Below are 12,449 nucleotides of genomic sequence, written 5' to 3'. Positions count from 1 at the left end.
GGAAGTCCCGCAAGGACGGCCGGTGACGGTGGTTCAGGTCGGAACGCGGCCACCGGCTGCGGTGGTTCGAGACTGGGCCGCGCGGGGCGCCGCTGTCGAGACGCCACGCGTCGCCCGTGCCGTTGGGAAACGGGAAACGCCCAGGGAAACGGGCCCTTCCCGCAGTTCAGCCGGCGGCCGCCGGACACACGCTCCGGTAGGGCAGACCGGGCAGCAGCGCGGCCCAGCGCCCGGGTCCGGTGTCCCCCAGGAGGCGGCACAGCCCGGCGGTGCGCTCCGCGGCGTCGGTGTCCCACAGCCGTACGGTGCCGTCGTTGCTGCTGCTCGCCAGCGTGCCCGGCCGCGCCGGGTCGAAGGTGACGCCCCACACGGCCCCGGTATGGCCGTTGAGCGTGGCGGTCTGCTCCGCGCGGCGCGGATCCCAGAGCTTCACGCTCTGGTCACTGCCGCTGCTCGCCAGCACCTTGCCGTCGGGGCTGAACGCCACCGCCCGTACCGAACCGCTGTGTCCGGCGAGGGTACCGGCCGAGGTGAGCCGGGCGGTGTCCCACAACCGCACCGTTCCGTCGTTACCGCCGCTGGCGAGGATCCGGCCGTCCGGGGAGAACGCCACTCCGCGGACCGAGCCGGTGTGGCCGCGCAGCACGGCCCGCGGTGCCCGCCCCGCGCCCCGTACGTCCCTCACGTCCCACAGCCGTACGGTCAGGTCGTCGCTGCCTGAGGCGAGCGTCCGGCCGTCCGGGCTGAACGCCACCGCGTTGACGAAGTCCTGGTGGGCGTCGAGGGTCGCCTCCCGCCGGCCCGTGCCCACGTCCCACAGGACCACGGTGTGGTCCGCGCCGGCCGAGGCGAGCGTCCGGCCGTCCGGGGAGAACGCCACCGCGAAGACCGAGCCGCCGTGACCGGTCAGCACCGCGGCCGCCCTCCCGTTCGCCGCCTCCCAGGTCCTGACCGTACGGTCGGCCCCCGCGGCGGCGATCAGCCGCCCGTCCGGCGAGAACGCGACGGCGAACACCGAACCCCCGGAACCGGTCAGGGTGGTGAGCAGCCGGCGCCGGCCGGGCTCCCACACCCGTACGGTGTGGTCCGCCTGCGCCGACGCCAGCAGCCGGCCGTCCGGCGAGAAGGACGACTGCCACGCCTCGCTGAACGGCCGGGTGGCCAGCGCGGCCCGGCCCGGGTCCCACAGCACCACGGACTGGTCGAACCCGCCGGTGGCGAGCTGCTCCCCGGGCCCGGCGGCGACGGCGAGCACGTAATCGGTATGACCCGACAGGGTGCTGATCACCTTGCGGCTGACCGGATCCCACGACTTCACCGTGCCGTCACCGCTCGCACTGAACACGCTGTCCCCCGTACGGCTGAAAGCGACGGCGTTCACGTCGTCGCCGTGTCCGGTGAGCACCGCCCGCTCCGTGCCGCCCGGCAGGTCCCACAACCGCACCGTCCGGTCGGCTCCACCGGAGGCCAGGGTCCTGCCGTCCGGGGCGAAGGCGATCCCGAGCACCTGATCGGTGTGGCCGGAGAGCACCACCGGCCGGCCGGGGTCCGCCGTCTCCCACAGCCGCACGCTCCGGTCGGCGCCGGCGGAGGCGACGCGGGAGCCGTCCGGGCTGAACGCCACGGCCATCACCGCGTCGTCGTGTCCGGTGAGCACCGCCCGCTCCGTGCCGCCCGGCAGGTCCCACAGCCGCACGGTGTCGTCGAGGCCGCCGGAGACCAGGGTGCGGCCGTCGGGGCTGAACGCCACCGATCGGACGGGACCCCGGTGCCCCGTCAGGGTGGCGGTGAGCCGCCGCGCCCCCACGTCCCACAGCCGCACCGTCCCGTCCGCCCCCGCCGTCGCCAGCCGGCCGCCGTCGGGTGCGAAGGCCACCGAGGCCACCGCCCCGGTGTGCCCGGTGAACGTGCCGACCAGCCGACGGCTGTCCGCGTCCCACAGCCGCACCGAGGCATCCGAACTCGCCGAGGCCAGCAGCTTCCCGTCCGGGCTGTACGCGACGGAGTTGACCGCTCCGCGGTGCCCGCGCAGCCGCCCGGCGAAGTACTGCGCCTGAGTGCTCAGCAGCGCCCCCCGGGCCTCCGCGGTCGCAGCCGTGCGGTAGGCGGCGGCCGCGAGCAGCATGGAGGCCTCCGGCTGCCCCGCCGCCAGGGCCCGGGAGCGTACCGCCATGGCCTGCGACTGGGCGGTCCGCCGCTGGTCCAGCGCCTGTGAACGCTGCTGGAAGGCCAGCGCCCCGGCCACCAGCGCCACCGCGAGCAGTCCGGCCAAGGTGATCACCAGGGCCCGGCGGATCCTGCTCTGGCGCCGCACCGCCCGTCCGCGCCGCTCCTCCTCGGCCTCGCACGCGGCGATGAACTCCCGCTCCTCGGGCCCGAGCTGGGCCGGGTCCTGCCGCTCGACCCACTCCCGGACCCCGGCGAGCCGCGCGCCCCGGAAGAGCAGGCTGGGGTCACGGCCGCCCCGCACCCACTCCGCGCCGGCGTCGGAGACCCGCTGGCGCACCACGAGGGCCGCCCGGTCCGACTCGATCCACTCGCGCAGCCGCGGCCACGCGTGCAGCAGCGCCTCGTGTGTGATCTCCACCGACGCCCCGTCCGCGGTCACGAGCCGGGCCTCGATGAAGGCGTCCAGCACCCGCCCGCCCGCCCCGGGATCCGGTAGCTGCCGCAGCAGCCGGTCCCGCTCGACCGGCCTGCGGGTCTGGGCGCCCGCACCGTCCGCGATGTGCACGAGCCTGGTGAGCAACTGGCGCGCGATATGCCGCTCGGCCGCCTCCAGCCGGGCGAAAACGGACTCGGCGGTGCGCGCGACCGCGCCGCGGATCCCGCCGGTCATCTCGTATCCGGCCACCGTCAGGGTCCGGCCGGTGCGCTGCTGCCAGGTGCCGAGCAGGGCGTGGGCGAGCAGCGGGAGGGAGCCGGCGTGGGCCGCCGAGCGGTCTCCGAGGTCCCGCAGCAGCAGCTCCACCAGGCCGGTCTCCAGGGTGAGTCCGGCCCGTGCGGCGGGCTCGCAGACGGCGTGCCGCAGCTGCCCCTCGGACATCGGGCCGAGGGCGAACAGGCCGTGGGTGAACACCTCCACCAGCTCCGGGTGGTCCAGGCAGTGCCCGCAGAAGTCGGCCCGCAGCCCGATGACGACGGCGATGGCGGGGCACGCGGCCAGCGAGTGCAGGACGCGGACGAAGGCCCCGCGCTCCCGCTCGTCCTCGCAGAGCGTGAACACCTCCTCGAACTGGTCGACGAGGAGCACCAGCCCGGGCCGGCCGAGGGAGCCCGCCACCGCTTCCGGCAGCCGGTCCGGCCGCTCGGCCAGTTCCTCGGGGGTGATCGCCGCCGCCGCGGCCCCGAGCCCGTCCGCCGCACAGCGCAGCAGCTCCTTGAGGGGGTGCGCCCCCGGCGCGCACACCACGGCCGGCCAGTCCCGCGACCCCGAGACCGGCAATGCGCCCCGGCGCAGCGCGGGCAGCAGCCCGGCGCGCAGCAGCGAGGACTTCCCCGCGCCGGACGGGGCCACGACCGCCACCGCGCCGTGCCCGATCCGCTCGGCGAGGCGGCCGGTCAGCTCGGCGGTGGCGCTCTCGCGGCCGAAGAACCACTCGGCGTCCTGGGGGCCGTAGGCGGCCAGCCCCCGGTAGGGGCAGGGCGCGCCGGACCCGTCCGGGCCGGGTCCGTCGTCCCCGGTGCGGGCCTGCGGGACGACCGGCGCCTGGGGGACGAGGCGCACCAGTTCGCCGCCCGCGTCGAGGGCCTCGTCGCATCTGCGGGCGACGTCGGGGGTGGGCGGCTTGCGCCCGTTCTCGATCTTGCTGAGATAGCCCTTGCTGTAGTGGATCGAGCGGGCCAGGTCCGAGAGCGACACGTTGCGCCGCCGGCGCAGGCGTCGTAGCTCGGCCGCGAATTCGTCGAGGGTCTCGTCGTCCGTCGGCACGGGGCCTACCTTCCCGCGCGGACGCGGCGTACGCCTCCCGGGGAACGAGTTGGTCCGCTCCGGGGGCACCGCCCGGCCTGGCGGCCCCTCACTGCCCGCGCGGCCGGGGCCCGTCGGTGCGCGGAGCGCCCGGACGGTCAGCGCGCCCGACGGACCCCGTGCGTGCGTAGGCTGCGACCGCCACGCCGCCGAAAGAGTTGAGGAGCAACGTGTCCCTGACCATGGACCGTCGCCTGGCCGTCAGCGCCGCCCTGATCGCGGTGGTGACCGGGCTCGCACCCGCCGCCACCGCGTACGCCGCCCCGCCCGCCCCCGCCCCCGCCCCCGCCCCCGACCTGGCGGCCCTGACCCGGGCGTTGCGGAACACCACCGCCGCCGGAGCGCCCGGCGCCATGGCCCGGCTCACCGGCCCGGCGGGCGTGCGGACGAAGGCCGTCGGGGTCCAGGACCGGAGCACCGGCGCCGCCATGGACCCCAACTCCCGCTTCCGGATCGGCAGCGTCACCAAGACCTTCTCCGCCGTGGTGCTGCTGCAACTGGTGGACGAGGGCAGGATCGGCCTGGACCTGCCCGTCAACCGCTACCTGCCGGGCCTGCTGCCCGACGACCGGATCACGGTGCGCCACCTGCTCACCCACCGCAGCGGGCTCGCCGACTACACCAACGCGATGTTCGACCGGACCGTTCCCGGCTTCGAGGCGGTCCGCACCAAGGTGTTCGGCTACCGCGAACTGGTGGACCTCTCGCTGCGCGAGCCGCGCACCGCCGAGCCCGGCGCGGCGTACGGGTACTCCAACACCAACTTCGTCGTCGTCGGCATGCTCATCGAAAAGGCCACCGGGAACCCGGTCGCCGAGGAGTACGAGAGCCGCATCATCAAGCCGCTGAAACTCAGGAACACCTCCTACGTGCACCCCCGGACCGAGATCAAGGGCCCGCACGCGCACGGCTACCTGTACCCCGACGAGGCCGGGGCGGCGCCGGTCGACGCCACCGAACAGACCGTCTCCTGGGCCCAGTCCGCCGGGGCGATGATCTCGAACGCGGCCGACCTGAACACCTTCGTCTCCGCACTGCTGGGCGGCAGACTGCTGCCGGCCCGCACGCTCGACGCCATGCTCGCGATGACCCCCACCGACGCGACGAACACCCGTTCCTACGGTCTGGGCCTGCGCCGCTACGACCTGTCCTGCGGCACCTCGGTGTACGGCCACACGGGCACCGTCCAGGGCTTCTACACGTACGCCTTCGCCACCCGCGACGGTGCACGCAGCCTCGCCGCGATGGCGAACACCTCCAACCGGGGCGAAGCCAACACGGCGCTCGGCGGCACCCTCGAAGCGGCGTTCTGCGGCACCCCGCCCGCCGCCGCGAAGGGCGCCCCCGGCCGCGGCTTCGCCGCCCTCCCCGCCGACGCCGACCTGCCCGAGCACAACCGGGTGCGCTGATCGCGCCCGGCCCGGGCGCACTGCGGCGCGTCATCCCGGCGGCGGTGCGACCGGGACGGTACCTCTTGAGGGGGCCGCCGCCGTGGCGTCCCGGCATCGGGCGAGGGACGGAGCACGGCTGTGCGGGATACGACGGGTGATGCCCTGGGCGCGCCGTGCTGGGTGAGTCTGGCGACGCGGGACCTGGAGGCCGCCCAGCGCTTCTACGGAGCGGTCCTCGGCTGGTCGTTCCGGCCGGGCCGCCTCGGCGAGGGCCTGGCCGTCGCCGAGGTGGAGGGCGCGCCGGTCGCCGGGATCGGAGCGCTGGCCGGGGAACTGGAGCTGCCCGCCGCCTGGACGGCCTACTTCGCCGTCGAGAGCGCCGACGAGACGGTGGCCCGGATCCGTGAGCGCGGCGGAACGGTGGGCGTGGGGCCCGTCTCCTTCGACACCGGCGGCCGCGGCGCCCTGGCCACCGACCGCGACGGCGCCGTCTTCGGGATCTGGGAGGGCATCGTCTTCTCGGGCTGGCGCGTGGGATCCGGCCACGCTCCGGCGTGGCTGGAACTGCTCACCCTCAACGCCTTCGACGCGGCCGTCTTCTACGGCGAGGTGCTCCGGTGGACCGACGGCCCCTGCGAGATCTCCTACGAGGACGACCAGGTCGTCCTGCGCCACCTCGGCGAGCCCGTCGCCCGGCTCAACAGCGGTCCGGTGGAGACGGCCGCGCTCCAGCCGCAGGTCCGGCCCCGCTGGCGGGTCCACTTCCGGGTCCCGGCGCTGGAACCCGCCCTGGAGGCGGCCGAGGCGCTGGGCGGACGGGTCATGTCGGACATCGAGCAGAACGCGTCCGAACGCTGGGTCTCCCTCCGCGACCCGGACGGGGCCCTGTTCACGGTCACGGCGTCCCTGACGAAGGACTAGGGGGTGTCACTCCGCGCGGCGCCTGTCCTCCTCGGTCCATTCGCGGGTGTCGCGCGGTTCGACGTACGGCTCCTGGTCCGGCGGGAAGCCGCCGGCGATGGCCCGGGCCCGGCTCATCTCGGCGTCGAACTCAAGGCCGAGGAGGATGGCCAGGTTGGTGATCCACAGCCAGATCAGGAAGACGATGACACCGGCCAGCGTGCCGTACGTCTTGTTGTACGAGCCGAAGTTCGAGACGTACAGCGCGAAGCCGGCGGACGCGGCCATCCAGATCAGCAGCGCGAGGAGGCTGCCGGGGGTGATCCAGCGGAAGCCGCGGCCCTTCGCGTTGGGAGCCGCCCAGTACAGCAGCGCGATCATGATGGTGACGAGCAGGACCAGGACCGGCCATTTGGCGATCGACCACACCGTGACGGCGGTCTGCCCGAGGCCGAGCGCGTCCCCCGCGCGCCGGGCGAGACTGCCGGTGAACACCACGATCAGCCCGCTGGCGCACGCCATGACCAGCAGCCCCACCGTCAGGGCGAACCGCAGCGGCAGCACCTTCCACACGGGCCGCCCCTCCGGTACGTCGTAGACGGCGTTGGACGCGCGGATGAACCCGGCCACGTACCCGGACGCCGACCAGATTGCGGCGATCAGGCCGACCACGGCGACGACCGACCCCAGCCCGGTGCCGCCCTGGAGCTGCCGGACCGCGTCGGAGATGATGTCCCGCGCCGAGCCGGGCGTCAGCTTCTGGAGGTTGTCCAGCACCGACTGGGTGGCGGACTTCCCCGCCACCCCCAGCAGCGACACCAGCACCAGCAGCGCCGGGAACAGCGACAGGACGGCGTAGTACGTCAGGGCCGCGGCCCGGTCGGTGAGCTCGTCGCGCTGGAACTCCCGGACCGTCCGTTTCAGCACCGCCCCCCACGACTTGCCGGGCAGGTCCGTGGGCTCGTCGGGAGCCCTGCGCTCTACGTCGGGGCCGGGGCCGGGGCCCTGACCTGCACCGGAGCCGGAAGTGGGTGCGGCGGGCCGGGTCCGGCCGTCGTGGTCGCCGCTGTCGCGCGGAGCCGGAGTGTCGTTCATGCCAGGCGGATGTCCACTCGTGCGCGGGCGAAACCTCGGCCGTCCGGGGCCGGGGGCCGCGTCACCCCTGCATTTGCGGGCAGACGCGCCCATACGAAAACGGCAGAGCACGACGACCCGGAAAGGCGACGCAGATGTCGACGACGACGGCCGGTGAGCACGTTCCGGCGGGCCCGGTATGGCTGCACCTGGCGCTGATGGCCGTGGCGCTGCTGGTCCTGGTCTACAACCTCAGGCGGAGCAGCCGCTGACCCCGAAGGGCAAGGCGCCCCGCCGCCCACTCACAGGAGACAGACATGGAAACGACCGTTCCCGTCCCGTCCCCGCTCCTCGACGAAGCCAGGACCGCCCTGCGCGACGTCAGCGACCCCGCCGCCCGCGCCCTGGTCCTCGCGGTACTCGGGGCGGCGCGGGAACTCCAGGACCTGGCCCGCACCGCCGAGCAGCTCGACGCCCGCCTGGAATCCCTCAACCAGTACCTCGGAGCCATCGCCAACAAGCCGTAGCCCCGAGCCGCAGCCCCGAGCCGCAGACCCCGTGGGGCCCGCCCGGCCAGGACCGGCCGCGCATGCGGGCCACGAGTCGGGGCAGCCGCCCACCATCGGTACGGCAAGGATGAACGGAAGTGGTGCGGGTGCGTCTGCGCAGCGTCGGGGTGGAGGAGGAACTCCTCCTGGTCGGATCGGAGAGCGGCGAGCCCCTCTCGGTGTCCGGCGCGGTTCTGGCCGAGGCGGAACGGCATGGGGTCGGGGAGGACGAGGGCACCTTCGAGAAGGAGCTGATGCGCGAGCAGGTGGAGTTCTCCACCAAACCGGTGACCGCGATGGGGGAGCTGGCCGAGGAGATCGCCAGATGGCGCTCCGAAGCGGCGCGGCACGCGGCGAAGGCCGGCGCCGAGGTGGCGGCGCTCGCCACTTCCCCGGTGCCCGTACTGCCCTCGACCAGCCCCGGGGAGCGCTACGCGTGGGTCGCGGAGCGGTTCGGCCTCACGGCGCAGGAGCAACTGACCTCCGGTTGTCACGTGCACGTCGGCGTCGACTCGGACGAAGAGGGCGTGGCCGTGATCGACCGCATCCGGCCCTGGCTGCCCGTCCTCACCGCCATCAGCGGGAACTCGCCCTTCTGGCAGGGCCAGGACAGCGGTTACGGCAGCTACCGCAGCCGGGTGTGGAACCGGTGGCCCTCCGCCGGGCCGACGGAGATATTCGGCAGCGCCGACCGCTACCACGAGCAGGTGTCCGCCATGGTCGCCACCGGGGTGCTCCGTGACAAGGGCATGATCTATTTCGATGCCCGGCTCGCGGCGAACTACCCCACCGTGGAGATCCGGGTCGCGGACGTCTGTCTGCACCCTTCCACCACGGTCCTGCTGGCGACGCTCGTGCGCGGGCTCGTCGAAACGGCGGCGCGCGCCCGGGAGGCCGGCGAACCCCCGGCGCGCATCGGTGTGAGCCTGCTGCGGCTGGCATCGTGGCGGGCGGCGCGCTCGGGCATCGACGGGCCCCTCATCCACCCGGCCACGATGCTGGAGACACCGGCCCGCGCCGTGGTGGACGCCCTGTTCGAGCACGTCCGCGAGGCCCTTGAGGACCACGGGGACGCCACCGCGGCCCGCGAGGGCATCGAGGAGCTCTTCGCGCGCGGCAACGGAGCGCGCGTCCAGCGCGAACTGCTGCGCAGGACCGGGGATCTGGGAGCGGTCGTACGGGCGTGCGCCCGCATCACCACCACCATGGAGTAGCCCCGGCGGCCCGCGCACTCGTGCCCCTGCCCCTCCGACGACGGGGGACAGGGGCACGAGTGCGCTCGGACCGGGCAGCTACCGGGCCAGCACCGAATCGTCGAACGTGCGGGCACCGGGGAGCCGGTAACGGGCGGCCGCCAGCGCCGCGTCCACACTGGAGGTACCCGTCGCCACGCACAGCGTGTGCGCGACCTCGTCCATACGACTCCGGGTGTCCGGGGTGTCGTCGTGGGCGCACAGGACCGCCAGCGCCCAGTAGCGCTCGACGAGACCGGACAGCACGGCCGGGTGGGCCGTCAGCATGGGCGGATCCTTTCGGGGAGCCGGACGATCTTGGCCTTCGGCTGCCCCCGTTCCGCGGCGCTACACCTGCGCGCGCGGAGCGACCCGGCCGGCGGCGCCCGGGGATGCTCCCGGTCCCGCGGGGTACTCGCGTCGGCAGGACACACGGCACCCTACGGACGAAGGGACACGGTGAGGATGATGGCCATGAGGGCAGTGGGGTGGGCCCGTTCGTTTCCGGTGTCGAACGGCGTCCGCGCGGCCCGGCAGTGGACCGCGCAGCACCTGGCGACGCTGGACTGGGCCTCCGACGCCCCGGACACCGTCCACTCGATCCTGCTCAGCGTCTCCGAACTCGTCGCGAACGCCCACGTCCACGCCGCCGAGACCGCCCACCTCGTCCTGACGTGGGACGGCACGTGCCTGCACGTGAGCGTGGCCGACGCCGATCCGCGGCTGCCCAGGCCCCGCGAGGCCGACGCGGGCGCCACCTCCGGCCGGGGCCTCGGCATCGTGGACGCCCTCGCCGACACCCTGGACGTCCACGCCTTCCACGGCGGCAAGGCCATCTGCGCCTGCTTCCACCCGCCCCTCAGCGCACCTGGATGCCGATGAGGCAGGTGTCGTCGTCCGTGTCCGACCTGCTGTGCCTCAGCAGCCGGTCGAGCCGCTTGTCCAGGGAGTCCGCCTCCCGGCCCGCGAGGGACAGGAGCTGCGACAGGGAGTCCGTCACCGAGACGTCGCGGCGTTCGACGAGCCCGTCGGTGTACATCAGCAACGTGTCCTCGGGCTCCAGCCGGACCTCCTCCTCCCCGAAATCGGCCTCCGGCAGGGCCCCGAGCAGCATTCCCTGGGCCATCGGGAAGGCCTGCGCGTCGGTGCCCCGCACCAGGACCGGCGGCAGGTGCCCGGCGCGCGCCCAGCGCAGGACCCGCGTCCGCGGATCGTAGACGCCGCACACGGCGGTGGCCGTCACGTTGCTGGTCAGGTGGTGCGCGACGGTGTTGAGCCAGGACAGCAGCTGGGCCGGCCCGGCGCCGGTCACCGCGAGGCCCCGCAGGGCGTTGCGCAGGATCACCATGCCCGTGGCCGCCTCGATGCCGTGACCGGCGACGTCCCCCACGGACAGCAGCACCTTGTCGTTGGGCAGGACGACCGAGTCGTACCAGTCCCCGCCCACCATCGCCTCCGACTCCGCGGGCCGGTAACGGACCGCGATGCGGATGCCGGGAACCTCCAGCGGGGCGGGCGCGGGAGGCATGATGGCGTGCTGGAGCTGGAGCGCGAGCCGGCTGCGTTCGGCCGCCTCCGCCTCGGTGTGCGCGAGCTGGTCCCGGGTGGCGGCGAGGGCGACCTCCGTCCAGTGCTGGGAGGAGATGTCCTGGTAGGCGCCGCGCACCGCGTGGAGGCTGCCCCGGTCGTCGAGGACGGGTTCCGCGACGAGCCGGATGTGCCGGGTGATGCCGTCGGGGCGCTGGAGCCGGAAGTCCACCGAGGATTCGCGCAGGTGGTGCAGGAGCGTGCGCAGGAAGCGGTTGATGGAGACCACGTCGTCGGGGTGGGCGTGGCCGGCCAGTTCCTCCAGCGGGACGGGGGAGGAGGTCATGGGCCGCCCGTAGAGCGTGAACAGCTGCCCGTTCCAGGTGATCTCGCCCGTGCTGATGTTCTCCTCGAAGCCGCCCACCCGGCCGAGCCGCTGGGCGTGCTGGAGCAGGCTGGCCAGCCGCGCCGTCTCGTCCTCTATCCGCCAGATCAGCAGCAGGGCCGTCCCGTGCCGGCTGATGCTGGCGTCCGCGATCGCCGTGAGGGGCACGTCGTCCACGAACGCGGTCAGCGCCATGCGCTGGGTCCGGCAGGGCTCGCCCGTCGCGTAGACCCGTTCGAGCTTGTCGAACAGCCCGTTGTCCTCGGCGGCCGCCGGGTACGCCTCCAGGAACGACGCACCGCACACGGAGGTGCGCGGCCGCCCGGCGGGGTCGATGAAGCGGTCGTTGGCGTGGTGGACGCGGAAGTCCGCGAGCCGGCCGCCCGGGTCCAGACAGGGCGTCAGCACGAGCGCCGGGTCGTACAGGTTGTCGGCGAGGTTGACCATCTCGGCCACACCGGCGCAGCCGGACTCCGGGTCCGCAGGCCCGGCGGACGGCGCCACGGTCTGGTCGCCCAGGGTGTGCCCGCACAGCTCGGCCAGCGCCTCCAGCTGGCGCAGGACCTGCGGGGGCTGCTGGTCGAGCGGGTCCGGCCAGCACACCTCCAGTACGCCGTGGATCCGGCCCCCGGTCCCGGCGGGCACCACGATGCGGCCGCCCGCCGGATGCTGGCGCCGGCCGATGGAGGGGATGCCGGAGTCGCTCAGCCGCGGTACGACGGTCAGCTCGCGCTTGTCCAGGGCCAGATGGGCACAGGTGGCGACCTCCGGAGGGACGTAGCGCCACCGCCCGGCCTCCTCCTCCGGGAACCCCGCGTGCCCCACCAGGGTCAGCGAGGAGTCCGAGCCCGCCAGCCAGACCGCGACCCCGTGCGCCCCCAGCGGGACCAGGGCGTTCTCCAGCAGGGCCGCGGCCACGGCCTGCGCGTCGGCGGCGGCCAGCAGTCCGCTCTCGGCGGCGCGCAGCCGTACGGCCGGAGTGCTCGCGCCGGGTACGGAGCCCGGCTGGCCGGTGTTGTCCAGGAACTCCTGAGCGACCTCGCTCACGTGGTCGCGGGCGGCCTGGTTGACGACGTCGACCGCCAGCGCGAGCAGCGTCGTCCCCGACTGCTGGGCCAGCTTGGCGAGTTGCCGCGCCGCCTCGGCCGGACCGCAGCCCAGGCGGCCGACGAGGATGCCCTTGGCCATCTCGACCAGCGCCCGGCCGTCCGCGGCGGCCTGGGCCTCCCGGACCTCCTGGCGCAGCCGCTCGACGGTGGCGGCCAGGCGGCCGCCGTCGGTCAGCGCCGGGGTCCCGGCGGCGCGGGCGGGCGGGAAACCGGGGCCGGGGCCGTCACCGCCGGTCCGCGGACGGAGTTCCGGCGCGGACCGCACGCCGGCCTGCTCGTCTCCTGCGTACTTCGGGCTGTTCACCGTGGACCG

Annotated in this window: 9 protein-coding genes; 5 read left to right on the top strand and 4 right to left on the bottom strand. The window is 74.4% G+C overall.

Translation table 11 applies throughout. The features are described 5' to 3' along the window. Positions 1-166 precede the first annotated feature (166 nt). Positions 167-3,931, bottom strand: a complete 3,765-nt coding sequence (locus tag ACZ4M3_RS18860) for an nSTAND1 domain-containing NTPase (RefSeq protein WP_467733961.1) — start codon at positions 3,929-3,931, stop codon at positions 167-169. A gap of 221 nt (positions 3,932-4,152) precedes the next feature. Between ACZ4M3_RS18860 and ACZ4M3_RS18855 the strand changes: the two genes are divergently transcribed. After that, positions 4,153-5,379, top strand: coding sequence for a serine hydrolase domain-containing protein (locus tag ACZ4M3_RS18855; protein WP_467734024.1), 1,227 nt, complete (start codon positions 4,153-4,155; stop codon positions 5,377-5,379). Between the two features lie 162 nt (positions 5,380-5,541). Next, positions 5,542-6,282, top strand: coding sequence for a VOC family protein (locus tag ACZ4M3_RS18850; RefSeq protein WP_467733959.1), 741 nt, complete (start codon positions 5,542-5,544; stop codon positions 6,280-6,282). 6 nt (positions 6,283-6,288) lie between these two features. On the opposite strand, the gene ACZ4M3_RS18845 is transcribed toward ACZ4M3_RS18850, so the two are convergent. Further along, positions 6,289-7,356 carry a YihY/virulence factor BrkB family protein gene (locus tag ACZ4M3_RS18845; protein ID WP_467733958.1) on the bottom strand — a complete coding sequence of 356 codons (1,068 nt, stop codon included), beginning with the start codon at positions 7,354-7,356 and terminating at the stop codon, positions 6,289-6,291. A 296-nt stretch (positions 7,357-7,652) separates the two neighbouring features. Here ACZ4M3_RS18845 and ACZ4M3_RS18840 point away from each other — a divergent pair, with 296 nt between their 5' ends. Then, on the top strand, positions 7,653-7,862 hold the full coding sequence (locus ACZ4M3_RS18840; RefSeq protein ID WP_467733956.1) for a hypothetical protein: 210 nt from the start codon (positions 7,653-7,655) through the stop codon (positions 7,860-7,862). 134 nt (positions 7,863-7,996) lie between these two features. Next, positions 7,997-9,097: a glutamate--cysteine ligase 2 gene (locus ACZ4M3_RS18835; RefSeq protein WP_467734022.1), complete on the top strand. Its 1,101-nt coding sequence runs from the start codon at positions 7,997-7,999 to the stop codon at positions 9,095-9,097. Positions 9,098-9,175: 78 nt separating this feature from the next. On the opposite strand, the gene ACZ4M3_RS18830 is transcribed toward ACZ4M3_RS18835, so the two are convergent. Further along, positions 9,176-9,403 (bottom strand): DUF5133 domain-containing protein, encoded by a 228-nt coding sequence (locus ACZ4M3_RS18830; protein ID WP_467733954.1) that lies wholly within the window; start codon positions 9,401-9,403, stop codon positions 9,176-9,178. Between the two features lie 186 nt (positions 9,404-9,589). Between ACZ4M3_RS18830 and ACZ4M3_RS18825 the strand changes: the two genes are divergently transcribed. Next, on the top strand, positions 9,590-9,997 hold the full coding sequence (locus ACZ4M3_RS18825; RefSeq protein ID WP_467733952.1) for an ATP-binding protein: 408 nt from the start codon (positions 9,590-9,592) through the stop codon (positions 9,995-9,997). Here ACZ4M3_RS18825 and ACZ4M3_RS18820 read toward each other — a convergent pair. Further along, positions 9,975-12,440 carry a SpoIIE family protein phosphatase gene (locus ACZ4M3_RS18820; protein ID WP_467733950.1) on the bottom strand — a complete coding sequence of 822 codons (2,466 nt, stop codon included), beginning with the start codon at positions 12,438-12,440 and terminating at the stop codon, positions 9,975-9,977. The two genes, ACZ4M3_RS18825 and ACZ4M3_RS18820, sit on opposite strands and share 23 nt — an antisense overlap. Positions 12,441-12,449: the final 9 nt, after the last annotated feature.

This window comes from Streptomyces sp. NPDC026522 (assembly GCF_055567555.1).
This window is presented reverse-complemented; position numbering and strand designations above follow the sequence as displayed.

Bases quoted from the DNA above. Each gene is read 5' to 3' on its own strand.
- ACZ4M3_RS18855 (WP_467734024.1), top strand. From the start codon at position 4,153: ATGGACCGTCGCCTGGCCGTCAGCGCCGCCCTGATCGCGGTGGTGACC.
- ACZ4M3_RS18845 (WP_467733958.1), bottom strand. From the start codon at position 7,356: ATGAACGACACTCCGGCTCCGCGCGACAGCGGCGACCACGACGGCCGG.
- ACZ4M3_RS18840 (WP_467733956.1), top strand. From the start codon at position 7,653: ATGGAAACGACCGTTCCCGTCCCGTCCCCGCTCCTCGACGAAGCCAGG.
- ACZ4M3_RS18830 (WP_467733954.1), bottom strand. From the start codon at position 9,403: ATGCTGACGGCCCACCCGGCCGTGCTGTCCGGTCTCGTCGAGCGCTAC.
- ACZ4M3_RS18825 (WP_467733952.1), top strand. From the start codon at position 9,590: ATGAGGGCAGTGGGGTGGGCCCGTTCGTTTCCGGTGTCGAACGGCGTC.